At 71.1% G+C, this 23015-nt stretch carries 21 protein-coding genes; 9 read left to right on the plus strand and 12 right to left on the minus strand.

Annotated features, from left to right (window positions below):
- Positions 1–96 precede the first annotated feature (96 nt).
- Positions 97–1323 (plus strand): cytochrome P450, encoded by a 1227-nt coding sequence (locus JHE00_RS30580; protein ID WP_200324883.1) that lies wholly within the window; start codon positions 97–99, stop codon positions 1321–1323.
- Between the two features lie 344 nt (positions 1324–1667).
- On the opposite strand, the gene JHE00_RS30585 is transcribed toward JHE00_RS30580, so the two are convergent.
- The 3 genes from JHE00_RS30585 to JHE00_RS30595 are packed head-to-tail and all read right to left on the minus strand — an operon-like array spanning position 1668 to position 4903.
- Positions 1668–2834 carry a thiolase family protein gene (locus JHE00_RS30585; protein ID WP_200324885.1) on the minus strand — a complete coding sequence of 389 codons (1167 nt, stop codon included), beginning with the start codon at positions 2832–2834 and terminating at the stop codon, positions 1668–1670.
- 3 nt (positions 2835–2837) lie between these two features.
- Positions 2838–3893 carry a thiolase family protein gene (locus JHE00_RS30590; RefSeq protein WP_200324887.1) on the minus strand — a complete coding sequence of 352 codons (1056 nt, stop codon included), beginning with the start codon at positions 3891–3893 and terminating at the stop codon, positions 2838–2840.
- A gap of 14 nt (positions 3894–3907) precedes the next feature.
- On the minus strand, positions 3908–4903 hold the full coding sequence (locus JHE00_RS30595; protein ID WP_200324889.1) for a Zn-ribbon domain-containing OB-fold protein: 996 nt from the start codon (positions 4901–4903) through the stop codon (positions 3908–3910).
- Positions 4904–5003: 100 nt separating this feature from the next.
- Here JHE00_RS30595 and JHE00_RS30600 point away from each other — a divergent pair, with 100 nt between their 5' ends.
- Entirely contained in the window at positions 5004–6578 is a 1575-nt protein-coding gene (locus JHE00_RS30600; protein WP_200324891.1) for an acyl-CoA synthetase, read from the plus strand.
- A gap of 60 nt (positions 6579–6638) precedes the next feature.
- Here the strand turns inward: JHE00_RS30600 and JHE00_RS30605 are convergent, their stop codons facing one another.
- Positions 6639–7427 (minus strand): crotonase/enoyl-CoA hydratase family protein, encoded by a 789-nt coding sequence (locus JHE00_RS30605; RefSeq protein ID WP_200324893.1) that lies wholly within the window; start codon positions 7425–7427, stop codon positions 6639–6641.
- A gap of 89 nt (positions 7428–7516) precedes the next feature.
- Between JHE00_RS30605 and JHE00_RS30610 the strand changes: the two genes are divergently transcribed.
- Positions 7517–9136, plus strand: coding sequence for an acyl-CoA synthetase (locus tag JHE00_RS30610; RefSeq protein WP_200324895.1), 1620 nt, complete (start codon positions 7517–7519; stop codon positions 9134–9136).
- A gap of 13 nt (positions 9137–9149) precedes the next feature.
- On the plus strand, positions 9150–10262 hold the full coding sequence (locus tag JHE00_RS30615) for an NAD(P)H-dependent flavin oxidoreductase (protein WP_200324897.1): 1113 nt from the start codon (positions 9150–9152) through the stop codon (positions 10260–10262).
- A 15-nt stretch (positions 10263–10277) separates the two neighbouring features.
- Here the strand turns inward: JHE00_RS30615 and JHE00_RS30620 are convergent, their stop codons facing one another.
- Positions 10278–11522, minus strand: coding sequence for an APC family permease (locus JHE00_RS30620; protein ID WP_200324899.1), 1245 nt, complete (start codon positions 11520–11522; stop codon positions 10278–10280).
- 77 nt (positions 11523–11599) lie between these two features.
- Between JHE00_RS30620 and JHE00_RS30625 the strand changes: the two genes are divergently transcribed.
- Both JHE00_RS30625 and JHE00_RS30630 read left to right on the plus strand, forming a co-directional pair.
- Positions 11600–12061 carry a hypothetical protein gene (locus tag JHE00_RS30625; RefSeq protein WP_200324901.1) on the plus strand — a complete coding sequence of 154 codons (462 nt, stop codon included), beginning with the start codon at positions 11600–11602 and terminating at the stop codon, positions 12059–12061.
- A gap of 20 nt (positions 12062–12081) precedes the next feature.
- Positions 12082–12528, plus strand: coding sequence for an SRPBCC family protein (locus JHE00_RS30630; RefSeq protein WP_200324903.1), 447 nt, complete (start codon positions 12082–12084; stop codon positions 12526–12528).
- A gap of 62 nt (positions 12529–12590) precedes the next feature.
- Here the strand turns inward: JHE00_RS30630 and JHE00_RS30635 are convergent, their stop codons facing one another.
- From JHE00_RS30635 to JHE00_RS30650, 4 genes are all read right to left on the minus strand, one after another.
- A complete protein-coding gene (locus JHE00_RS30635; protein WP_200324905.1) occupies positions 12591–14255 on the minus strand; it encodes a fumarate hydratase in 1665 nt (554 codons plus the stop codon).
- Between the two features lie 322 nt (positions 14256–14577).
- A complete protein-coding gene (locus JHE00_RS30640; RefSeq protein WP_230425249.1) occupies positions 14578–15606 on the minus strand; it encodes a sigma-70 family RNA polymerase sigma factor in 1029 nt (342 codons plus the stop codon).
- A gap of 247 nt (positions 15607–15853) precedes the next feature.
- The gene (dtd, locus tag JHE00_RS30645; protein ID WP_200324907.1) at positions 15854–16279 is read right to left on the minus strand and encodes a D-aminoacyl-tRNA deacylase; all 426 of its coding nucleotides are present in this window, start codon (positions 16277–16279) and stop codon (positions 15854–15856) included.
- Positions 16276–17766, minus strand: coding sequence for a DUF7782 domain-containing protein (locus JHE00_RS30650; RefSeq protein WP_200324909.1), 1491 nt, complete (start codon positions 17764–17766; stop codon positions 16276–16278). The genes dtd and JHE00_RS30650 overlap by 4 nt, the downstream gene beginning before the upstream one ends.
- An 83-nt stretch (positions 17767–17849) precedes the next feature.
- Here JHE00_RS30650 and JHE00_RS30655 point away from each other — a divergent pair, with 83 nt between their 5' ends.
- Positions 17850–19121 carry an amidohydrolase gene (locus tag JHE00_RS30655; RefSeq protein ID WP_200324911.1) on the plus strand — a complete coding sequence of 424 codons (1272 nt, stop codon included), beginning with the start codon at positions 17850–17852 and terminating at the stop codon, positions 19119–19121.
- A 25-nt stretch (positions 19122–19146) separates the two neighbouring features.
- Positions 19147–19476: a DUF3099 domain-containing protein gene (locus JHE00_RS30660; RefSeq protein ID WP_307832190.1), complete on the plus strand. Its 330-nt coding sequence runs from the start codon at positions 19147–19149 to the stop codon at positions 19474–19476.
- Between the two features lie 7 nt (positions 19477–19483).
- Here JHE00_RS30660 and JHE00_RS30665 read toward each other — a convergent pair whose 3' ends face one another.
- Entirely contained in the window at positions 19484–20359 is an 876-nt protein-coding gene (locus JHE00_RS30665; RefSeq protein ID WP_200324913.1) for a carbohydrate kinase family protein, read from the minus strand.
- Entirely contained in the window at positions 20356–21255 is a 900-nt protein-coding gene (locus tag JHE00_RS30670) for a pseudouridine-5'-phosphate glycosidase (protein ID WP_230425250.1), read from the minus strand. Before JHE00_RS30670 ends, JHE00_RS30665 begins: the two co-directional genes overlap by 4 nt.
- A 123-nt stretch (positions 21256–21378) precedes the next feature.
- Here JHE00_RS30670 and JHE00_RS30675 point away from each other — a divergent pair, with 123 nt between their 5' ends.
- On the plus strand, positions 21379–21630 hold the full coding sequence (locus JHE00_RS30675) for a DUF3039 domain-containing protein (protein WP_200324917.1): 252 nt from the start codon (positions 21379–21381) through the stop codon (positions 21628–21630).
- On the opposite strand, the gene JHE00_RS30680 is transcribed toward JHE00_RS30675, so the two are convergent.
- Positions 21594–22847 (minus strand): YihY/virulence factor BrkB family protein, encoded by a 1254-nt coding sequence (locus JHE00_RS30680; protein ID WP_200324919.1) that lies wholly within the window; start codon positions 22845–22847, stop codon positions 21594–21596. The genes JHE00_RS30675 and JHE00_RS30680 overlap by 37 nt on opposite strands.
- Between the last annotated feature and the right edge of the window lie 168 nt (positions 22848–23015).

Here is a 23015-nt window from a genome sequence, read left to right on the forward strand (position 1 = left end):
AACGGGGTTCACTCGACATCTTCCGTGAGTTAACGCCGTATGCTTCAATCGAGTTCTAGAACGTGTTCCACGACACTGCTGTCGGAGGTACGGCGCATGAGCTCGTCGCTACTGCCCACCGGATTCGACTTCACCGATCCCGATCTGTACGCGAGCAGGCTCCCGTTGGAGGAGTTCGCGCTGTTGCGCCAGACGGCTCCCGTCTGGTGGAACCCCCAGCCGTTCAACAGGGCGGGGTTCCAGGACGAGGGATATTGGGTGGTCACCCGGCTCGAAGACGTCAAGACCGTGTCCCGGGACAGCGAGTTGTACTCGTCCCGGGAGAAGACCGCCATCATCCGCTTCGACGAGAACATGACGGAGGACGGACTCAACGCCAACCGGCTCGTACTGCTGAACATGGACGCGCCGCAGCACACCAAGCTGCGGCGGATCGTGTCCAAGGGGTTCACGCCGAGGGCCATCGGCAGGCTCGAGGAGGCACTGCGGTCGCGGGCGAAGGAGATCGTGCGCACCGCCAAGGAGAAGGGCTCCGGTGACTTCGTCGCCGACATCGCGTGCGAGCTGCCCCTGCAGGCCATCGCCGAGCTCATCGGAATCCCGCAGGAGGACCGGCTCAAGATCTTCGACTGGTCCAACCAGATGATCGGCTACGACGACCCCGAGTACGACATCGAACCGCTCGCCGCGTCGGCCGAGCTCGTCGGCTACGCGTTCAACATGGCCGAACAGCGCCGGGGCTGCCCGATGGACGACATCGTCACCACACTCGTCCAGGCCGATGTGGACGGTGAGTCGCTGTCGTCGGACGAGTTCGGCTTCTTCGTGATCCTGCTGGCGGTGGCGGGCAACGAGACCACCCGCAACGCCATCACCCACGGCATGAAGGCCCTGCTCGACCATCCGGACCAGTGGGAGATCTACAAGGATCGGCGGCCCAAGACCGCACCCGACGAGATCGTCCGCTGGGCCACGCCGGTGGTCTCGTTCCAGCGCACCGCCACCCGCGATACCGAGCTCGGCGGGCAGCACATCAAGGCGGGCGACCGGGTCGGCATGTTCTACAGCTCGGCCAACTTCGACCCCGAGGTCTTCGAGGAGCCCGAGAAGTTCGACGTGCTGCGCGAGGACAACCCGCACGTCGGCTTCGGCGGGACCGGGTCGCACTACTGCATCGGCGCCAACCTGGCGCGCCTGGAGATCGACCTGATCTTCAATGCGATCGCCGACGAGATGCCGAACATCCGCGAGCTCGAACAGCCCGACCGGCTGCGCTCGGGCTGGCTCAACGGCATCAAGCACTACCGGGTGGCCTACGAGTAGAGCCGGCTCGCTCCAGCGACCTCGTGCGTCGCGTGCCCGGCACGCGACGCACGAGGTCGTGTGCCCACCGTCGGCTACCGCGACGCTGTCGAGGCGCCCAGGCTCTGGGGCACGCTGCGGGGCCTGACGGCGGACGCGGCCCGGGTCCCGAAACACATCGCGGGTCGTCTCGCGCGAGCAGGACTGTGCCCGGCCCGAGCCCGGGTTCGGCTGGTGATCGCCGATCGCGCCGGGCCGCGCCACCGCCGTGCACGACCGGCGCCGTGCACCCCGCGCGCACAGGGTCTCGGCCGAACTCGCCCCGGCTTGGCGAGGGCGCGTCGTTCGGCTCCGGGGCCTCGGGCTCAGCTGCCCGGTTTGGCCGAGCCGACCACCCACATCGAGAAGTACTGCGAGCCGCCGCCGTAGGCGTGGCCGAGTGCGGTGCGGGCGCCGTCGACCTGATAGTCGCCCGCGCGGCCCATCACCTGCTTGGCCGCCTCCGAGAAGCGCAGCATGCCCGAGGCGCCGATGGGGTTGGACGAGAGCACGCCGCCCGACGGGTTCACCGGCAGCCGTCCGCCCAGCGCGGTCTCGCCTGCCTCGGTGAGCTTCCAGCCCTCGCCCTCCGCCATGAAGCCGAGGTTCTCCAGCCACATCGGCTCGAACCAGGAGAACGGCACGTAGATCTCCGCGGTGTCCACCTGGGACAGCGGGTCGGTGATCCCGGCCTCCTTCCACAGCGCCGCGGCCGCGTCCCGGCCCGCCTGCGGGTTCACCTGGTCGCGTCCCGCGAACGTGGTGGGTTCGGTGCGCATGGCCGTCGCGTGGATCCACGCCGCACCGCCCTCGACGGCGTCGCCGGAGGACTCGTCACCGAGCACCATCGCGCACGCGCCGTCGGAGGAGGGGCAGGTCTCGTCGTAGCGGATCGGGTCCCACAGCATCTGCGACGCCCGCACCGACTCCACGGTGATGTCGGGCTGGCGCAGGTGCGCGAACGGGTTGAGCGCGCCGTTGCGCCGGTCCTTCGCCGCGACGATGGCGCCGACGTGCTCGGGCGCGCCGGAGCGCCGCAGGTAGGAGCGCACGTGCGGCGCGAAGTACCCGCCCGCGCCCGCTCCGACCGGCATCTGGAAGGGCGGCAGGATCGACAGCGCCCACATCGCGTTGGACTCGGACTGCTTCTCGAACGCCACCGTCAGCACCTTCCGGTGCACCCCGGCCTGGATCAGGCTCGCCGCGACCAGCGCGGTCGAGCCGCCCACCGAGCCCGCGGTGTGCACGCGCAGCAGTGGTTTGCCGTTCGCGCCCAGTGCGTCGGCGAGGAACAGCTCGGGCATCATCACGCCCTCGAACATGTCGGGCGCCTTGCCGAGCACGACGGCGTCGATCTCGGGCCAGTCCACCTGGGCGTCGGCCAGCGCGCGGTCGACGGCCTCGCGCAGCAGCCCCGGCATCGACACGTCGGTGCGCTTCGCGCGGTGGTGGGTCTGTCCGGTGCCGAGCACGGCGGCGAGTTGCTTGGCCACGCCTTAGCCCCTTTCCAGTACTGCCACGAGGTTCTGCTGCAACGCGGGCCCGCTCGTCGCGTGCGCGACGGTCCGCCGCGCGTTGCCCGCGAGGATCTGCCGGGCGGCCTCACCGATGCGGACCAGCCCGGCCGAGAACATCGGGTTGCCGGTGAGCGCGCCGCCCGAGGGGTTCACCCGCACGCCGTCACCGAGACCGAGCGCGTCGCGCACGATCAGCTCCTGGTGTGTGAACGGCGCGTGCAGCTCGGCGATGTCGACGTCCGTGCCCACCCCGGCCGCGCGGCCGGCGAGCTCGGTCGAGGGGGAGCGGGTCAGATCGCGGCTGCCGAGCGCGGGGGAGTCGACGCGGTGGTCGATGCCGGTGACGACGGCGGGCCGTTCCACGAGGTCGCGGGCCCGCTCGGCGGAGGCCAGCACGATCACGGCGGCGCCGTCGGTGACGGGCGCGATGTCGTGTGCCCGCAACGGATCCGCGACGACGGGCGCGTCCAGCAGTGTCGCGGCGTCGGTGTCGCCGGAGACCTGGGCGAACGGGTTGCCCGCGGCGTCGCGCCTGCTGCGGGCGGCGACCTCGGCGAGGTCCTGCTCGCTCCACCGGCCCGAGTCCAGCCCCATCCGGGCCTGGATGCCGGCCACCGAGATCGAGTCCGGCCACAGCGGCGCCACGACGTAGGGGTCGAGCTGCAGCGCGAGCACCCGGCGCAGCTGCCCGGCCGAGGACTTGCCGAAGCCGTACACCAGCGCGGTGTCCACCTCGCCCATGCGGATCTTCAGCCACGCCTCGTAGAGCGCCCACGCCGCGTCCATCTCCACGTGCGACTCGTGGATGGGCGGGAACGCGCCGATCGCGTCCACCGCGGCGATGAACGAGAACGCGCGGCCCGCGAGATAGTCCGACGAACCGGAACACCAGAACCCGATGTCCTTTGTGGACAAGCCGGTCTGCTCGAAGACCTCCGTGAAGATCGGCACGAGCATCTCGACACCGTTGGTGGTGCCCTGGGTCCTGCGCACGTTCGGCGACTGCGCGAACCCCACCACCGCAACCTCGGTCATGGCAGCGACACTCCTCACAGATGGTGGGCGAAGGACTCGTACGGCGCGTCGGGCTCGCCCGTCGGTTCGAAGTGCGCGATGTTCTCCAGCGTGGTCGAGAACTGCTCGCGCGGCTTCCAGCTGGCCCGCACGCGCAGGCCCATGCGCACCTCGGAGGCCTCGCAGCCGAGCACGAGGTGCAGGAACGCGATGTCGGCGCCGTCGAGCAGGATGTAGGCCGCGACGTAAGGGGGCTTGAGGCGCTGGCCGAGGAACGGCACGTTGACGATGCAGAACGTGGTGACGGTCCCGGTGTCGGGCAGCTCGACCTCGTCGGTGGTCGGCACGCCGTCGGTGGGGCACGCGCCGCGCGGCGGGACGTAGACCTTGCCACACGCGGGACAACGCTGCCCGAGCAGTTTCCCCTCGGCCAGGCCGCGCAGGTACCGGCTCTCCTCCGGCGACGCGGAGTGCAGGAAGTTCAGGTGGATCGGCGTGATGACCGTGCTCACCGGATCGCCCTCGGCCCGGTCGGCCACCGGTGGCGGCGCGGGCGCGGGTGCGGGGTCCCCGGGCGGGGACTCGGTGCTGACGAAGCACACGATGTCGCGGATGTGGCCCACCGGCTCGTCGGCCCAGCGGGCCCGCACGCGCATGCCGGTGCGGATGCCGGCGGGGGAGCCGGCGTCGACGGCGTGCAGCAGGCTCGTGTCGGCGCCGTCGAGGCGGATCAGCGCCCACGCGAACGGACGCCGCAGGGGCTGGCCGTCCAGCGGCTCGGCGACCCACGACCAGGACTCGACGGTGCCCTCGTCGGCGACGTCGGTGAACTCGGTCAGCGCACGGGCCGTGGCCGGGTCGTACTCGACGGGCGGCACGTGGACGCGGCCGTCGTCGCCGCGCACCCCGAGCACGCGCCGCTCGCGCAGCGCGTTGACGAAGCGCCCGAGGACGGGACCGACCGAGCGGGTGTAGTCGAAGCCCACGTCGAGCGGAGCCGACAGCGGGGTCTCGGTTTCGGCGGCAGTCACGACAGAAGTGAAACACGTTCTCGTGATCTCGGCAAGAATTACCAAGCGCGTGTAGCTGGCCTTGCTTGCTCAATAGTGGAACGCGTTCTAGATTTGGGGCATGCCCACTACCTCCGCCCAGGCACTGGACACCATCGGCCTGTGGAACCTCGCGGCCGAGCGACCCGACCTCGTCGCGGTGGTCGATCCCGACGGCACCGAGCTCACCTACGGCGAGCTGGCGGCCAAGGCCAACGCCTACGCGCGCGGGCTGCGGGCGCTCGGTCTCGAGGCCGGGGACGCGATCGTGGTGCTGCAACCGAACGGGGCCGAGCTGCTCGCCGCCTACTTCGCCGCGCTGCAGTCCGGGCTCTACGTGGTGATGGTCAACTGGCACCTCGTGGGCCCCGAGATCGCCTACATCATCACAGACTCCGGCGCCAGGGCCTTCCTCGCGCACGAGCGCTTCGCCGACGTCGCCGTCGCGGCGGCGGACGAGGCGGGCCTCGCCGCCGGCACGCGGTTCGCCGTCGGCGCCGTCCCCGGTTTCCGTGACGTCGCCGAACTGGCCGCGTCGGGCGGGCAGGGCAGGCCCGACCAGCGGACCGCGGGCTCGCCGATGCTCTACACCTCCGGCACCACCGGGCGGCCCAAGGGCGTGCGGCGCCCGCTCACCGGTGCCGACCCCGACTCCGTGCCCGCGGCGTCGACGTGGTTCTTCGGCATCTTCGGGCTCGCGCCGTTCGACGGGCACGTGCATCTGTGCGGCTCGCCGCTCTATCACACGGCGGTGCTCAACTTCGTCGCGATCTCCATCCAGCTCGGACATCCCGCGGTGCTCATGGACCGCTGGGACCCGGAGCGGATGCTGGAGCTGATCCAGCGCCACCGCGTGACGCACAGCCACATGGTGCCCACCCAGTTCCGCAGGCTGCTCGCGCTGCCGGAGGACGTGCGCGAGCGCTACGACGTGTCGTCGCTGCGCACCATGATCCACGGCGCCGCGCCGTGCCCGCACGAGGTGAAGCGCCGGATGCTCGACTGGTGGGGGCCCGTGGTCACCGAGTACTACGCGGCCACGGAGGGCGGCGGCACCGCGATCAACGGCGAGGAATGGTTGCGCAAACCCGGATCGGTGGGCAGGCCGTGGCCGGGCTCGACGATCAAGGTGCTCGACGACGACGGTGAGGAGCTACCGCCGGGCGAGGCCGGCACCGTCTACATGCGCATGGGCGACTCGTCGTTCGAGTACCACAAGGACAGGGAGAAGACCGAGAAAGCCAGGGTGGGCAACCTGTTCACGCTCGGCGACATCGGCTACCTCGACGAGGACGGCTACCTCTACCTGCACGACCGCAAGAACGACATGATCATCTCGGGTGGGGTCAACATCTATCCGGCCGAGATCGAGAATGAGCTGGTGCTGCACCCCAAGGTCGCTGACGTGGCCGTGTTCGGCGTTCCGCACGAGGACTGGGGCGAGGAGATCAAGGCTGTGGTCCAGCCCGCGGACGGCGTCGAGCCCTCCGAGGAGCTGACCGGCGAGCTGCTGGAGTACGCGCGCGGCAGGCTCGCGAAGTTCAAGCTGCCCCGCAGTGTCGACTACGTCGAGGCGCTGCCGAGGGATCCCAACGGCAAGCTCTACAAGCGCACGCTGCGCGACCCGTACTGGCAGGGCCGCGAACGCGCCATCTGATCTGAGCACGGATGCGGAGCTCGTGAGCACGGGCCCCGCACCGCTCCAGGAACCGCCTCGTCAGCGGCCGCGGAACTCGGGCCTGCGCTTCTCCGCGAAGGCGCGTGGACCTTCCTTGGCGTCCTCGCTCGCGAAGACGGTGACGCCGTACTGGGCGTCGAGCTTGAAGGCCTCCTCCTCGTGCATGCCCTCGGTGTCGCGCATCGTGCGCAGGATCGCCCGCACCGCGAGCGGTCCGTTCGCGGCGATAGCGTCGGCGATCTCCAGTGCCGTGTCCAGCGCCGTGCCGTCGGGGACGACGCGGCCGATCAGCCCGATGTCCGCGGCCTCGGCCGCGGAGAGGTGCTTGCCGGTCAGCAGGATCTCGGCGGCGAGGGTGTACGGGATCTGCCGGGGCAGGCGCACCGCGGAGCCGCCGAGCGGGAACAGGCCCCACCGTGCTTCCGAGACGCCGAACTTCGCGCTCTCGCCCGCGATCCGGATGTCGGTGCCCTGCAGGATCTCCGTGCCGCCCGCGATCGCAGGCCCCTCCACGGCGGCGATCAGGGGTTTGGTGAGCCTGCGGCCCTTGAGCAGGCCGTCGATGCGGCTCGGGTCGAAGGTGCCCCGCTCGAACGCCGTGGACGGGCTGTCGCGGCTCATCGACTTGAGGTCCGCGCCCGCGCAGAAGGCCCCGCCGGCCCCGGTGAGCACGCAACTGCGGATCTCCGGGTCCTCGTCGACGCGATCCCACGCCTCGACCATGATCGCCAGCATCTCGCCGGTGAGCGCGTTGCGGGCGTGCGGGCGGTTCATCGTCACCACGAGTGTGTGCCCGCGTTGTTCCACCAGGGCGTGCGCGTCGGTCATCGCTGCCTCTCGTCCGGCGTCGTTCGGGGCCGATGCGGGATCGGTCCAGCACCATTGCCCGAAACAATAACATGTTCTAATTTGGTCTCGTGGCATTCAACATCGCAGATCTGCTCGAGCACGCCGTCGACGCCGTGCCGGATCGCACCGCGGTCGTCTGCGACGGCAGGCGCCTGACGTACGCGCAACTGGACGAGCGCGCCAACCGCCTCGCCCATCACCTCGCCGCGAACGGGATCGGCAAGGGTGATCACATCGGCGTCTATTCCCGCAATTCCATCGAGATGATCGAGACGATGTTCGCGGCGTACAAGCTGCGGGCCATCGCGATCAACGTCAACTACCGCTACGTCCACGGCGAGCTGACCTACCTGTTCACCAACGCCGACCTGGTGGCGCTCGTCCACGAGCGGCAGTACTCCGACAAGGTCGCCGCTGTGCTGCCCGAGACGCCCGAACTGAAACATGTTTTAGTGATCGAGGACGGTAGCGACGCCGACTTCGCCGCGCACGGCGGCATCGCCTACGAGGACGCGCTGGCGCAGACCTCGCCGGCGCGCGACTTCGGCGAGCGCAGCCCCGACGACCTCTACATCCTCTACACCGGCGGCACCACCGGATACCCGAAGGGCGTCATCTGGCGCCACGAGGACGTGTGGCGCGCGCTCGGCGGCGGCATCGACTTCGTCACCGGCGAGTACGTGCCCGACGAGTGGACGATGGCCGAGCAGGGCAAGCAGGGCGCGCTCGTGCGCCTGCCCACCGCGCCGCTGATCCACGGCGCCGCGCAGTGGGCCGCGTTCGGCGCGCTGTTCTCCGGCGGCATCGTGGTGTTCGTCCCGCAGTTCGACGCCCACGAGATCTGGCGGACCATCGAACGGGAGAAGGTCCAGGTCCTCACGATCGTCGGCGACGCGATGGCGCGCCCGCTGATCGAGGCCTACCGCGAGGGCGGCTACGACGCCTCCTCGCTCGTCGCCGTCTCCAGTCACGCGGCGCTGTTCTCCCAGTCGGTCAAGCAGGAGTACCTCGACGCCTTCCCGAACACCGTGCTCACCGACGCGATCGGCTCCTCCGAGAGCGGCTTCACCGGCATCGGCATGATGGCCAAGGACGCCGACCACTCCGCCGGCCCGCGCGTGAACTTCGGCAAGGACGCGATCCTGCTCGACGACGACGGCAACGTGGTGCCCGCCGAGGCGGGCGCCGTGGGCCGCATCGGCCGCCGGGGGCACGTGCCGCTCGGCTACTACAAGGACCCCGCCAAGAGCGAGACGATCTTCGTCGAGGCGGGCGGCGTGCGCTACGTCGTGCCGGGCGACTACGCCCGCTACGAGGACGACGGAACCGTCACCCTGCTGGGCCGCGGCTCGCAGTGCGTCAACACCGGCGGCGAGAAGGTGTTCCCCGAGGAGGTCGAGGGCGCGCTCAAGTCGCATCCGGACGTCTTCGACGCGCTCGTGATCGCCGTGCCCGACGAACGGCTCGGCCAGCGCGTCGGCGCCGTGCTCCAGGTGCGGCCCGGCGCCGCCACCGACCTCGCGGCGATCGAGGCGCACGTGCGCACCGAGATCGCGGGGTACAAGGTGCCGCGCAGCCTGTGGCTGGCCGACGAGATCTCGCGCTCGCCCAGTGGCAAGCCCGACTATCCGTGGGCCCAGCGGTACGCGGCCGAGCACGAGCCGGCCGTCGAGATGCTCAAAGCGTAGGAGGACCTCAGGAATGCGCACCGCGCTGTGCGACCGGTTCGGGATCGACCTGCCGATCGTCGGGTTCACCCCCTCGGAACACGTGGCCGCCGCGATCAGCAGGGCGGGCGGTCTCGGCGTGCTCGGCTGCGTCCGGTTCAACGACGCCGCCGAGCTCGACAAGGTCCTGCACTGGATGGACGCCAACACCGGCGGCAAGCCCTACGGCGTCGACGTCGTGATGCCCTCGACGGTGCCCACCGAGGGCAGCTCGGTCGACCTGACCAAGCTGATCCCGGACGAGCACCGGGCGTTCGTCGAGCGCACGCTCGCCGAGCTCGGGGTGCCGGAGCTGCCCGAGGGCACCGACGAACGGGCCGGGGTCCTCGGCTGGCTGCACTCGGTGGCCCGCTCGCACGTCGAGGTGGCGCTCGAACACCCCATCGCGCTCATCGCCAACGCGCTCGGCTCCCCGCCGCCCGACGTCATCGCGCAGGCCCACGACCACGGCGTGCCCGTGGCGGCGCTCGCGGGCAAGGCCGAGCACGCCGTGCGGCACGTGGACAACGGCGTCGATGTCGTCGTCGCGCAGGGCTACGAGGCGGGCGGGCACACCGGCGAGATCGCCTCGATGGTGCTGCTGCCCGAGATCGTCGACGCGGTGGGGGAGCGGGCGCCCGTGCTCGCCGCGGGCGGCATCGGCACCGGCAGACAGGCCGCCGCCGCGCTCGCGCTCGGCGCCGAGGGCGTGTGGACGGGCTCGCTGTGGCTCGCGACCAGGGAGTACCTGGAGACCATGCCGGAGTCCGAGGCCATGCAGCGCGCGCTGGTCGGCGCGACCTCGGCCGACACGGTGCGCACCCGCATCTACACCGGCAAACCCGCGCGGCTGCTCAAAACGCGCTGGACCGAGGCGTGGTCGTCGCCCGAGGCGCCCGAGCCGCTGCCGATGCCGCTGCAGAACCTGCTCGTCGCGCCCGCCCACGACCGCATCCACGCCGCCGCCGACCCGTCGGTGGTGTCGATGCCGGTGGGCCAGATCGTCGGCAGGCTCACCGAGATCCGCGCGGTCGCCGACGTGATCGAGGGACTGCTGGCCGACTTCGAGAGCGCGGTCGACCGGCTCGACGGCGTGCGCGGGAGCTGAGACCTCCGGGTCTCGTCAGCGCTGCGCGCCCTGCCGGATGAGGTAGGTGACCGCGCCGATCGCGAGCACGAGCGCGCCGGAGAGCACCGACGACAGCGGCAGGTGCACCGCCAGCAGCACGCACCCGGCCAGGCCGAGCGCGGGCACCACGCGGTCGGCCCGCAGCGTCCACGCGCTCGCGTTGGCGATCGCGTAGTAGACGAGCACCGCGAACGACGAGAACCCGATCGCGTCGCGCAGATCGGCCGTCGACACCAGCACGGCAACCACCACGCCGACCGCCAGTTCGGCGTGGTGGGGCACGGCGAAGCGCGGGTGGACCGCCGCGAGCGGGCGCGGCAGATGGCCGTCGCGAGCCATCGCCAGCACGGTCCTGGACACGCCGAGCACCAGCGCCAGCAGCGCGCCGAGCGCGGCCAGCGCGGCACCGGCGCGCACCACCGGCACCAGCCACGACCACGACGTCGTCTCCACCGCGCGCGCCACCGGGTCGGTCGCGGTACCCAGGGCCGACGGCCCGAGCGTGAGCAGCAGCGTCACCGCCAGCGCCGCGTACACCACGAGCACGATCCCGAGCGCCAGCGGCACCGCCCTCGGGATGGTGCGGGCCGGGTCGCGCACCTCCTCGCCGAGCGTGGCGATGCGCGCGTACCCCGCGAACGCGAAGAACAGCAGTCCCGCTGACTCCAGCACTCCCGTCACCCCGGTGCCGGGAAACGGCGCCAGCCGCTCGGCCGAGGGCGAGCCGGCCACGAGCATCGCCACCACCGCCGAGGCCAGCACCAGCAGGCTCACCGTCACCAGGATCTTCGCCGCGAACGCCGAGCGGTGCACTCCCCGGTAGTTCAGTGCCGTCACCAGCGCGACCGCGGCCACCGCCAGCAGGCTCCGCCACGGCTGTCCCGCGTCCGGCGCCACGTACAGCGCCACCGTGAGCGCCATCGCCGCGCAGCTCGCCGTCTTGCCGACCACGAATCCCCAGCCCGCCAAGTGCCCCCAGAACGGGCCCAGCCGTTCGCGGCCGTAGACGTAGGTCCCGCCGGAGGCGGGATAGCGGGCGGCGAGCCGGGCCGATGAGGTCGCATTGCAGTAGGCGACCACGGCCGCCACCGCGAGCCCGAGCAGCAGTCCCGAGCCCGCCACCCCGGCCGCGGGGGCGAACGCGGCGAACACACCGGCGCCGATCATCGAGGACAGGCCCACCACCACGGCGTCGCCGGTGCCGAGCCTGCGGGCGAGCCCGCCGGAATTCGCTGTCATGCCGTGCAACCTAACGTGGCGCCCGTTACGTCTTCCCCACCAGCAGATGACCGATCAGCGGAAAGGGGAGATTCGTCGTGAGGTGGAAAGAGACGCTCATCGGTGCCGGTGCGGTACTGGCGTTCGCCACCGCGTGCGGCGGCCAGGCCGAGACCGCGAGTCCGGCGGCCGAGCCTTCTCCTGCCTCGCAGGAGCTGTCCAAGGAACCAGCCGATCCGCCCGCGGACGAGCAGAAGGGCACGCCCGTGCCCGCCGCGCAGATCAATGGCGATGAGCTGCCCGAGGGCTATCCCGTGGAGGTGGCCGCGGACGGCCGCACGCTGACCATCACCGGCCAGGAGGGCGGCTGCAGCAAGGCCAGCGCCGAGGTCGGCGAGCAGCGCGGCGACCGTGTCACCGTGACGATGGTGCAGACGAAACCCGCGGACAAGAACACGATGTGCACGATGGACATGCGCTACCCGCCCGTCACCGTGCGGCTCGACCAGCCGCTCGAGGACAGGATGGTGCAGCTGGAATACGCCGAGCGCGAGGAGTGAACGGCGTTTAGGGTGACGCCATGACTTCCCGTCAGGTCTCCGTCACCGCGACCATCGCTGCCACGCCCGAGCAGCTCTTCGACCTGCTGACCGACCCGGCCAAGCATGCGCTGCTCGACGGCTCCGGCACGGTCCGGGCTGCCAGGGACGGCAACCCGGACCGCCTGGAGCTCGGCTCCGAGTTCGGCATGGACATGAAGATGGGCGCCTCGTACAAGATCAAGAACACCGTGGTCGAGTACGAGAAGGACCGGCTCATCGCGTGGCGGCACTTCAACGGCCACCGCTGGCGCTGGCAGCTCGAACCGGCGGGCGACGGCACGACCGAGGTCACCGAGACCTTCGACTGGTCCACCGCCCGCGTGCCGTTCCTGATCGAGCTCGCCCGGTTCCCCGCGAAGAACAAGAAGGGCATCCGGCAGACGCTCGACCGCCTCACCGAGATGTTCAGCGCAGACGGCACGTAGTACAGATACGCAGACGACTCGGCCCCGGACGATGCACGCCGTCCGGGGCCGAGTCGTGTGGGTCAGCGGAACGAGATCTGCAGCACCGGCTCGGAGGTCTCGGCGAAGAAGTCGTTGCCCTTGTCGTCGATGACGATGAAGGCGGGGAACTCCTCGACCTCGATCTTCCACACGGCTTCCATGCCGAGCTCGGGGTACTCCAGCACCTCGACCTTCTTGATGCAGTCCTGCGCGAGGCGCGCCGCGGGGCCGCCGATCGAGCCGAGGTAAAAGCCACCGTGCTGCTGGCACGAGGCCGTCACCTTGGCCGAGCGGTTGCCCTTCGCGAGCATCACCATCGAGCCGCCCGCGGCCTGGAACTGCTCGACGTAGGAGTCCATGCGCCCCGCCGTCGTGGGGCCGAACGAGCCCGACGCGTAGCCTTCCGGCGTCTTGGCCGGACCGGCGTAGTACACCGGGTGGTCGCGCAGGTACTGCGGCATGTCCTCGCCGGCGTCGAGCCGCTCGGCGATCTTGGCGTGGGCGATGTCGCGCGCCACCACCAGCGGGCCGGTCAGGCTCAGCCGGGTTTTCACCGGCAGCGCCGACAGCTGCTCGCGAATCTCCGCCATCGGCCGGTTCAGGTCGACGGACACGACCTCCTCAGACAGGTCGTCCTCGGTGACCTCGGGCAGGAACCGCGCCGGGTCGCGTTCCAGCTGCTCGATGAACACGCCGTCGGCGGTGATCTTGGCCTTGGCCTGGCGGTCGGCCGAGCAGGACACCGCGATGCCGACGGGACACGACGCGCCGTGGCGGGGCAGGCGGATCACGCGCACGTCGTGGCAGAAGTACTTGCCGCCGAACTGGGCGCCGATGCCGAACTGGCGGGTCATCTCCAGGACCTGCTGCTCGAGGTCGGTGTCGCGGAACCCGTGGCCCAGCGGGGAACCCTCGGAGGGCAGGTCGTCGAGGTAGCGCGCCGACGCCAGCTTGGCGACCTTGAGGTTGTACTCGGCCGACGTACCGCCCACGACGATCGCCAGGTGGTACGGCGGGCAGGCCGCCGTACCGAGACCGCGCAGCTTCTCGTCGAGGAACCTGGCCAGCCGCTTCGGGTTCAGGACGGCCTTGGTCTCCTGGTAGAGGAACGTCTTGTTGGCGCTGCCGCCGCCCTTGGCCATGAACAGGAACTCGTAGGACGGGTCGCTCTCGCCATCCTTGTGGTAGAGCTCGATCTGCGCGGGCAGGTTGGTGCCGGTGTTGCGCTCGTCCCAGAAGTTCACCGGGGCCATCTGTGAGTACCGCAGGTTGAGGTTCTGGTAGGCGTCGAAGACGCCCCGGGACAGCGCCTCCTCGTCGGTGCCGCCGGTGAGCACGCCTTCGCTGCGCTTGCCGACGACGATGGCCGTGCCGGTGTCCTGGCACATCGGCAGCACGCCTCCCGCGGAGATGGCCGCGTTGCGCAGCAGGTCCATCGCCACGAACCGGTCGTTGCCGCTGGCCTCGGGGTCGTCGACGATCGCGCGCAGCTGCTCCAGGTGCGAGGAGCGCAGCAGGTGCTGGATGTCGGTGATCGCGGTGCGGGCCAGGGTGGTGAGCGCCTCCGGCTCGATCTGCAGGAAGCGACGGCCGCCCGCCTCGACGATCCGCACCCCCTCGTCGGTCACGAGCCGGTACTCGGTGCGCGTGTCCTTGCCCAGCGGCAGGACTTCGGTGTGCTGAAACTGGGTGGTGGGTGGGGTCACAGCTCGGGCTCCGTCGCACGTGGTGAAGTCGGAAAAGTGGCTTCGACCGTACCGCGCGTGGTCATCGGTGGAGCTGCACCCGGGCCGCCGCGCGACGCAGATCACCTGCGCAGACCCCGGACATGTGGAAGGCCGGGCCCACCCCGACGGACCCGACCTTCCGGGCACGCGATCGATGTGACTAGACACCGTCCGCGAAGTCCTCGACCACGCAGACGTGTGGGTGGCGAGGCCGTTGCCCCGCCACCCACTTGTCTTCACGTGATCCGCATCACAGGACGACGCGGGGGTTGGCCCGCCCTCGCGGGGAGGGCGGAGTTCGTCAGCTGGCGTAGGCGCGCAACCGGTCGGCGCGCTCGCCCTGCCGCAGCTTGGACATGACCTCGCGCTCGATCTGGCGCACCCTCTCGCGCGAGAGGCCGAAGTGCTTGCCGATCTGGTCGAGCGTGCGGGGCTGGCCGTCGTCGAGGCCGTAGCGCAGCCGGATGACGTGCTGCTCGCGGTCATCGAGCGTCGCGAGCACGCGGCGCATGTCGTCCTGCAGCAGGCCGGAGATGACGGCGCTCTCGGCGTCGGTGGCCTCGGAGTCCTCGATGAAGTCGCCGAGCGGGGCGTCCTCTTCGGTGCCCACCGGCATGTCGAGGCTCACCGGGTCACGCGCGTGGTCGAGCAGGCTCGACACCTTCTCGGCGGCGATGCCCGACTCGGCGGCCAGCTCGTCGTTGGTGGCCTCGCGGCCGAGCTGCTGGTGCAGGTCACGCTTGATCCTGGCGAGCTTGTTCACCTGCTCCACGAGGTGGACGGGCAGGCGGATGGTGCGGCCCTGGTCGGCCATGCCGCGGGTGATGGCCTGACGGATCCACCACGTCGCGTACGTCGAGAACTTGAACCCCTTGGAGTAGTCGAACTTCTCCACCGCCCTGATCAGTCCCAGGTTCCCCTCCTGGATCAGGTCGAGCAGCGGCATCCCCCGGCCGGTGTAGCGCTTCGCGAGCGACACGACGAGCCGCAGGTTGGCCTGCAGCAGGTGGTTCTTGGCGACCCTGCCGTCGCGGATGAGCGCGGTGAGCTCGGTCCTGCGCTGGGCGGAGAGGTCGTCGGTGCTGTCCAGCATGTGCTGGGCGAACACGCCTGCCTCGATCCGCTTGGCCAGGTCGACCTCCTGCGCCGCCGTCAGCAGCGCGGTCTTGCCGATGCCGTTGAGATACACACGGACGAGGTCCGCGGCGGGGCCCTGGGCGTCGAGGTCGGGCTCCGCGGTGGGAATAGTGGCCACGTCCTCGCGAGCGGCCAGTGGGAAGTCGCGCTCGCGGATCCCGCGGGCCTCACGGTCGAGAGTCTGGACGGACATTCTGCCTCCCCGGTCAACGGGCTGACGTGTGCTGCGTACCCACGCCTGCGTCGCGCTTCGCCCCGGAAAGCCTGTGGAACCCACCGGCGCGAGCCCAGCTTGCTGGCTGGACACTCGGATCAACGCCGGTGCACGCCGAATCGTTCCCGAGCGCGACGCTGTGTTGAGCGCCTCACGTTGAAGCAATGCTGAGGTTTTCCTGAGAAGGCGGGAACCGGGGCACTCCGGCCGGTTTTCTTAACCTGGTCTAAACCTCGACCAGCACGGTGAACGGCCCGTCGTTCACGCTGTGCACCGCCATCATCGCCCCGAACCTGCCCGTGCTCACCGTGGCGCCGCGCTCGCGCAGCTCGCTCACCACCGAGTCCACGAGCCGCTCCGCCGCCTCCGGCCTGGCCGCCGCGGTCCACGATGGACGGCGGCCCTTGCGGGTGTCGCCGTAGAGAGTGAACTGGGAGACCACCAGCAGCGGTGCATCGGCGCTCGCACATGATTCCTCGTCGTGCAGGATGCGGAGTTCGTGCAGTTTGCGCGCCATCGTGGCGGCCTGCTCCGGTGTGTCCTCGGTGTGAATTCCCAGCAGTACCAACAGGCCGGGCTCGTCGATCGCGCCGACGACCTCGCCCTCGACGGTCACCGAGGCCTCCGTGACGCGGGCCGCGACCGCCCTCATGCCACCACCTCGAGCATCCCGTGCCGGACCAGCTCGGCGACCACCGGCAGTGCGGCGTCCTCGAGTTCGGTCTCGTCCTCGCCGTGCGCCACGGCCAGCAGCCCCAGCAGATCCGACAGCGGCAGCAGACCCCGGCAGCCCGCCAGCAGGGCGGTCGCCAGCTCGTCGAGTTCGTGCTGCCAGCCCGGGCCGTCGATGCGGTGCAGCCGCCGGATCGCCGTCCGCCAGCCGTCGTCGCCCGGCTCGTCGACGCGCTCCAGCACCACCGAGTCCGGTACCCGGAACACGGTGTCCAGCAGGCGGGAACCGTGGCCGCGCAACCACTCCACGCGATCGAGCCATCCGGCCGCCTCGGTGCCCAGCGGGTCGTCGTAGGCCTGCCGCAGGTCCTCGCACACGATGGTCGGCACGCCCTCGGTGCGGCGCAGGGTCACGAACCCGAAGCCGACGCCCTCCACGTCGTGCTCGGAGAACCAGTCGAGCCACGCCGCGGCCTTCGTCCTGCCCTCCGCCGAGCGCGGGTCGATGCCCGCGTCGCGCAGCCAGGTGCCGACGTAGAGCGCGGGCTCGGCGATGTCGCGCTGCACGAACCACGCGTCGGTGCCCTGCGGCAGCCACCGGCTCACCCGGTCGGACCAGTCCTCGCCCTCCACGTGCAGCCACGACGCGAGCAGCTGGCCCACGCCGCCGTCGGTGAGGAACGCGGGCAGCTGGCGCACCACGAGCGCGCTCGCGTCGTCACCGGCCAGTCCCGAGTCGCGGTAGGTGTAGTCGACCCTCGGCGGCCCGACCACGAACGGCGGGTTGCACACGATCTGGTCGAACCGCCTGCGCGCCACGGGAGCGAACCACTCGCCGCGCGCCAGCTCCACGTCGAGCTCGTTGAGCTGGAATGTGCCCCGCGCGAGCCGCAGTGCTCGCTCGGACACGTCGGTGGCGGTGATGCGCCGCGCGTGCCTGCTCGCGTGCAGCGCCTGCACGCCGTTGCCGGTGCCCAGATCCAGCAGCGTGTCCACGGGGCGACGGCTGGTGGCCCTGACGAGGCTCAGCGACGCGTGCCCGACCCCGAGCACGTGGTCCTCGCCGACGGCCGCGCCCAGCTGGTCGGAGTCCAGATCGGAGACGACCCACCAGGAACCCTGGTCGTCGCCGTGCGGGCGCACGTCCAGCCCCGCCCGCAGGTACCCGCCGTCGGCGCGCAGCAGTCCCGAGGCGACGGCGTCCTCCACCGGAAGGCCGCCGAGTGCCGAGCGCACCGCGCGCTCCGGCTCCGCCTCGCCGAGCAGGAACAGCCGGATGAACGTGCCCAGCGTTCCCGCGTCGCCGCTGGCCCGCAGCGCGGGCACCGGCTCACCACGGCCGAGGGCGGCGTGGGCGGCACCGCCGAGCGCCTCCACCACCCCGTCGGTGTCGTAGCGCGCCGCGAGGAAGGCCTCCCGCAGCCGGGCGCAGAGATCGGGGGACAGATCCGGAAGTACGTCGCTCACGGTGTGTCATCGTCCCACGGCACATGCGCCGCGGCGCCGTTCGGTACCGGGCGCGCTCCGGCCCCGCGTGGTCAGATGTGCGCATGGGGACCCGAGTGACGAGCGTGCTGTCCGGACTCGACGAGACGCTGCCCGACCTGGAGCGGCTCTACGTCGACCTCCACCGGCATCCGGAGCTGTCGTTCCGCGAGACCAGGACGGCGGCCGAGCTCGCGCGGCGGTTGCGCGGGGCCGGTTTCGAGGTGCACGCCGGGATCGGCGGTACCGGCGTGCTCGGCGTCCTGCGCAACGGTGAGGGCCCGACCGTGCTGCTGCGCGCCGACATCGACGCGCTGCCGGTGGAGGAACGCACCGGGCTCGACTACGCCAGCACCGTGCGCGCCGCCGGGGACGACGGCACCGAGGTGCCCGTGATGCACGCGTGCGGGCACGACATGCACGCCACGTGGCTCTCCGGCGCCGCCGCGCTGCTCGCCGAGGGCCGCGCCGACTGGTCGGGAACCCTGCTCGCCGTGTTCCAGCCGGGGGAGGAGTCCGGCGGCGGCGCGCGGGCGATGGTCGAGGACGGGTTGTTCGAGCGGGCGGGCACGCCGGATTTCGTGTTCGGCCAGCACGTCACGCCGGGGCCGGCGGGCTGGGTGCTCACCCGGCCCGGTGTGCTCATGGCGGCGACCGACGCGCTGCGCGTCACCCTGCACGGCCGCGGCGGGCACGGCTCCCGTCCCGAGACGACCGTGGACCCGGTGGTGCTGGCCTCGTCGGTGGTGCAACGGCTGCAGACGATCGTCTCGCGCGAGCTGGCCGCCACCGAGTCGGCGGTGGTCACCGTCGGGTCGCTGCACGCGGGCACGGCGCACAACATCATCCCCGACGACGCGACCCTCGAACTCAACATCCGTACCTTCGACACCCAGGTCCGCGCGCGGGTGCTCGCCGCGGTCGCGCGCATCGTGCGCGGCGAGGCCGAGGCCGCGGGCTCGCCGAGGGAACCGGACCTCACCGAACTCGCGTCGTTTCCGGTGACCGCCAACGACGACGCGGCCACGGCACGCCTGACCGCCGCGTTCAGCGAGTATTTTCCCGACGGCCGCGTGTGGGATGCGCCACTCGTCACCGGCAGCGAGGACTTCGGCGAGCTGGGCACCGGGGCCGGGGTGCCTTCGGTGTTCTGGCTGGTCGGCGGGCTGGACGAGCGGATGGTGCTCGACGCGCTGGGCGCGGGCCGGTTCGAGACCGACGTTCCCTCGAACCATTCGTCCCGGTTTGCCCCGGTTCTGCATCCGACCCTGCGCACGGGTGTGGAGACTCTTGTGGTGGCGGCGCTGGACCGACTCGCCTCCCCGCCTGTCGCGTGAGCCCGGACGGTGGGAGCATGAGTTGGTGGAGGTGAGGCCAGTGCACGAGCACGAGAAGCGGACCGATCCGGTGCTGATCACCGCTGCAGCACCCTCCTACGACGACGAGTTGGCCGCCCGCAAGCGCAAGTACGTCCTCACCATGGGGATGCGGTTTCCGTGCCTGATTCTGGCCGGCATCTTCTACCAGACGTGGTGGCTCGCACTGGCGCTGATCGTGCTGTCCGTGCCGCTGCCGTGGATCGCGGTCCTGATCGCCAACGACCGCCCGCCGCGCAAGGCCGAAGAGGTCAGCCGCTACCAGCGTGAGGCGAAACAGATCGAGGACCGCGACCACCGCGTCATCGACGGCTGAGCGAGGGTCAGTTCTCGGGAGGCTGCGCGCCCACGCGGCTGACCGCCAGCGAGCCCAGCCGCACGCCCGTCCGCAGGCTGTCCTCTGTGGACTCTCCGCGCAGCCACGCGGCGAGCAGGCCCGCGTTGAAGGCGTCGCCGGCTCCGGTGCTGTCCACGCACGGCACGGGATCCGACGGCACGCTGTGGACACCGTCGCGGCCCACCCAGGACGCGCCGCCCAGTCCGGTGGTCACGACCACGGCTCCCACCGTGTCGAGCAACCGGGCCGCGGCGTCGACGCCCGGCTCGCCCGCGATGGCCTCGAGTTCCACCGCGTTGGGCAGCAGCACGTCCACGCCGTGCACGTCGTCGAGGAACGCGGCGGGGTCGGTGAGCAGTGCCGCCGACTGCGGGTCGACCGACGTCGTCAGCCCGGCCTCGCGTGCGGCGGCCAGTGCCGCCAGTCCCGCGGGCCGCGACGACGGATCGAGCAGGACGTAGCCGGACAGGTGCAGGTGCCGGGCACCGGCCAGCGCCCCGGCGTCGACGTCCTCGGGACACAGGTTCGCGTTGGCTCCCCGGTCCGGCAGCATGCTGCGCTGGCCGTCGTTGTCGACGAGCACCACGACGCAGCACGTCGGAGCCTCGGCGTCGACGGCGAAGGCGCACTCGACGCCCGCGGCCTCGAGTCCGGTGCGCACGGCGTGCCCGCCCAGGTCGGTGCCGATCCGCGCGACGAGTGTGGGCTGAGCGCCCGCCGTGCGCAGCCACAGCGCCGTGTTGGCCCCCGCACCGCCGCCGGTCAGCCGCACCCGGGCTCGGGTGTCGCCGCCGTGCACCACGGGTCCGTCGTGCCGCGCCACCACGTCGAGGCCGGCGTCGCCGACGACGACCACCTTCACGACGCCAGCTCCACGGCCACCTGCGCGGCCAGCCGCACGTTCGAGACGACGAGCTCCTCGTTCGCGTCCAGGCTCACGCCGCCGCTCGCGGTGTGGAAGTGCTCCAGCAGCACGGGCGTGACGTCCGCGCCGTGCACGTCGCGGGAGGCCACCAGTTCCATTCCCTCGGCGAGCAGCCGGTCGTGCAGCGCTCTGTCCATTTCGAACTCGCGGGGGACGGGGTTGGCCAGCAGCACACCGGAGTCGGCGAACCGGCGGTGCGCCGAGACGACCGCGGCGACCTGTGCGGGGTCGTCCACCCGGTGCGGCACGGGCAGGCCCGACGAGCGCAGGTAGAAGCTCGGGAAGTCGTCGGTGCCGTACCCCAGTACCGGCACTGAGTTGGTCTCCAGCACCTCCAGCGTCGCCGGGATGTCGAGGATCGACTTCATGCCCGAGCACACCACCAGCACGGGCGTGCGCGCGAGCGCGCCGAGGTCGGCAGAGACGTCCCACGTCGTCGTGGTGCCGGGCAGGGGAAGGTGCACGCCGCCGAGCCCGCCGGTGCCGAACACGCCGATACCGGCCGCGTGGGCGAGCGAGGCGGTGCTGGCCACCGTGGTGGCCCCGGAACCGCCGAGCGCCATCGTGGCACCGAGATCGCGCAGCGAGAGCTTGTCCAGGTCCGCGTCGGGTGCGCACACGCGCTCGAGCTGGGCGCGGGAGAGGCCGATCAGCGCCTGCCCATCGAGCACGGCGATCGTGGCGGGCACGGCTCCCCCCTCGCGCACGGTCCGCTCGAGGCGGTGGCCGACGTCGAGGTTGCGGCCCGGCGGCAGGCCGTGGGACAGGATGGTGCTCTCGAGCGCGACGACGGCGACGCCGTCCGCGAGTGCGTCCGCGACCTCGGCGGACATGGCGAGACGGTGGGAAGCGGGGCTGATCACGCTACGCATCCTGGCCTACCGGCCGGTCGGGAACCGCCGGTGGGTGGGTGATCGGGTGAGCCGGCCGGGGCGTTCATGCGGCATGATGGATGCGTGAGTACGCAGACTTTGCCCGAGGTGGACACCCGGCCCGAGGGGACCGACTCCACCGACGACGACGCACCGAAGATGTTCCACTACGTGCGCAAGAACAAGATCGCCGAGAGCGCGGTCATGGGAAGCCACGTGGTCGCCCTGTGCGGTGAGGTGTTCCCGGTGACGAAGTCGCCGAAGCCCGGCGCGCCCGTGTGCCCCGACTGCAAGAAGATCTACGAGGGTCTGCCGCCCGGCGGCGGCGACGAGTAGTCCGCGTCCTCGGGGTCGGCCCTCCGGGTCTCGCCCGCCGGGGACTCCGTCCCGGCGGGCTCGCCGGCCGACCCGTCCGACGGGCTCTCCTCGGCCTTGCCGTTGCGGGCCTCCGGCCCCGTGGGCTCGGTCGGCTGAGCGGGTTCGGTCGGCTCCGCTGACTCCTCCGGCGCCTCTGGCTCCGGCTTGCGCGGCCTGCGCAGCGGGATGGTCGTCCGCTGCCAGAGGCTCATGCCCTCCTGCTCGCGGATGCGCTCGCCCGCCCGCTCCATCTCGAGCCTGCGCCAGCGGCGGCGCTGCCTGCGGGTCATCTTCGCGGGCCAGATCTCCTGGATCGCGCTGTTGAAATACGCGCCGGCCACGATCGCGAGGCCGATGAAGAACGTGAACAGCAGGAACGCGATCGGCGTCGCCAGCGCCCCGTAGGTGTAGCCGGTGGTCGTGATCCAGCTGATGTAGATCCGCAGCCCGATGCTGGACAGCAGGAAGATGCCCATCGCCAGCGCCGCGCCGGGCAGCCCGCGGTGCCACGGCAGCTTGCGCGGCAGGGCCAGCTTGTAGAGCGTGGCCAGCGCGAGCACCAGCACCAGCGCGACGGTGGGGTAGTAGAGGGTGCCCACCCATTCGGCGATGGTGGGCCGCCAGTCGACGGGGAAGAACTCCGGCAGCAGGTCGGGCCCGATCGCCACGATCGGCAGGCCGACCACCAGCAGCACCAGGCTCGCCAAGTAGAGCAGCAGCGCGAAGATCCGCTGCCACACCTCGTTGCGCACGCCGTACTGGTCGTGGGCCACCGTGATGGCGTCGACGAACGACGACATCGCCGACGAACCCGCCCACAGGGAGATCAGGAAGCCGACCGAGACGATCTCACTCTTTCCCGTGGTCAGGATGTTGTCCACGGTCGGTTCGATGATCTGGCGCACGACGCTGCCGGAGAAGATCGTCTCGGAGAAGTCGATGATGTTGTCGTGCACCTGGCCCACGATGGTGGAGCCGAACCAGTCGCCGATGAAGCCGAGGCTGCCGAGCAGGCCGAGCAGCAGCGGGGGCAGCGACAACGTCTGCCAGAACGCCGCCTCGGCGGCCTCCGAGAAGATGTTGCCGGCCCACGCTTTGCTCAGCGTTCGGCTGACGAGGCGGAACCCCTTGCGCCTGACCCGGGGTTCAGGCGCGCGGCCACCCTCGTCCTGCTTGTCCGGGTCTCGTGTCTCCATCGCGCTTCAAGCATGGTCTATGCGCTGGAGTTTGGCGCGCCGGGTCCCTATCCGGCGTGGCGCCGGGCGCCGATGTCGTGGGTGGCAGGTACTCTCGTCGGCGCGCCCTCACCGCGGAACCGGCACGGCTGCCGGGGACGCCCCTCGTGGGGGCCTTCGTGTGTCCGC

The sequence above is a fragment of the Prauserella cavernicola genome, from assembly GCF_016595675.1.
Classification (GTDB): Bacteria; Actinomycetota; Actinomycetes; order Mycobacteriales; family Pseudonocardiaceae; genus Prauserella_A; species Prauserella_A cavernicola.

Bases quoted from the DNA above. Each gene is read 5' to 3' on its own strand.
- JHE00_RS30670 (WP_230425250.1), bottom strand. From the start codon at position 21,255: ATGTCCGCCGAGGTCGCGGACGCACTCGCGGACGGCGTCGCCGTCGTC.
- JHE00_RS30605 (WP_200324893.1), bottom strand. From the start codon at position 7,427: ATGACCGACGCGCACGCCCTGGTGGAACAACGCGGGCACACACTCGTG.
- JHE00_RS30640 (WP_230425249.1), bottom strand. From the start codon at position 15,606: ATGTCCGTCCAGACTCTCGACCGTGAGGCCCGCGGGATCCGCGAGCGC.
- JHE00_RS30590 (WP_200324887.1), bottom strand. From the start codon at position 3,893: ATGACCGAGGTTGCGGTGGTGGGGTTCGCGCAGTCGCCGAACGTGCGC.
- JHE00_RS30600 (WP_200324891.1), top strand. From the start codon at position 5,004: ATGCCCACTACCTCCGCCCAGGCACTGGACACCATCGGCCTGTGGAAC.
- JHE00_RS30655 (WP_200324911.1), top strand. From the start codon at position 17,850: ATGGGGACCCGAGTGACGAGCGTGCTGTCCGGACTCGACGAGACGCTG.
- JHE00_RS30620 (WP_200324899.1), bottom strand. From the start codon at position 11,522: ATGACAGCGAATTCCGGCGGGCTCGCCCGCAGGCTCGGCACCGGCGAC.
- JHE00_RS30630 (WP_200324903.1), top strand. From the start codon at position 12,082: ATGACTTCCCGTCAGGTCTCCGTCACCGCGACCATCGCTGCCACGCCC.
- JHE00_RS30615 (WP_200324897.1), top strand. From the start codon at position 9,150: ATGCGCACCGCGCTGTGCGACCGGTTCGGGATCGACCTGCCGATCGTC.
- JHE00_RS30680 (WP_200324919.1), bottom strand. From the start codon at position 22,847: ATGGAGACACGAGACCCGGACAAGCAGGACGAGGGTGGCCGCGCGCCT.
- dtd (WP_200324907.1), bottom strand. From the start codon at position 16,279: ATGAGGGCGGTCGCGGCCCGCGTCACGGAGGCCTCGGTGACCGTCGAG.
- JHE00_RS30580 (WP_200324883.1), top strand. From the start codon at position 97: ATGAGCTCGTCGCTACTGCCCACCGGATTCGACTTCACCGATCCCGAT.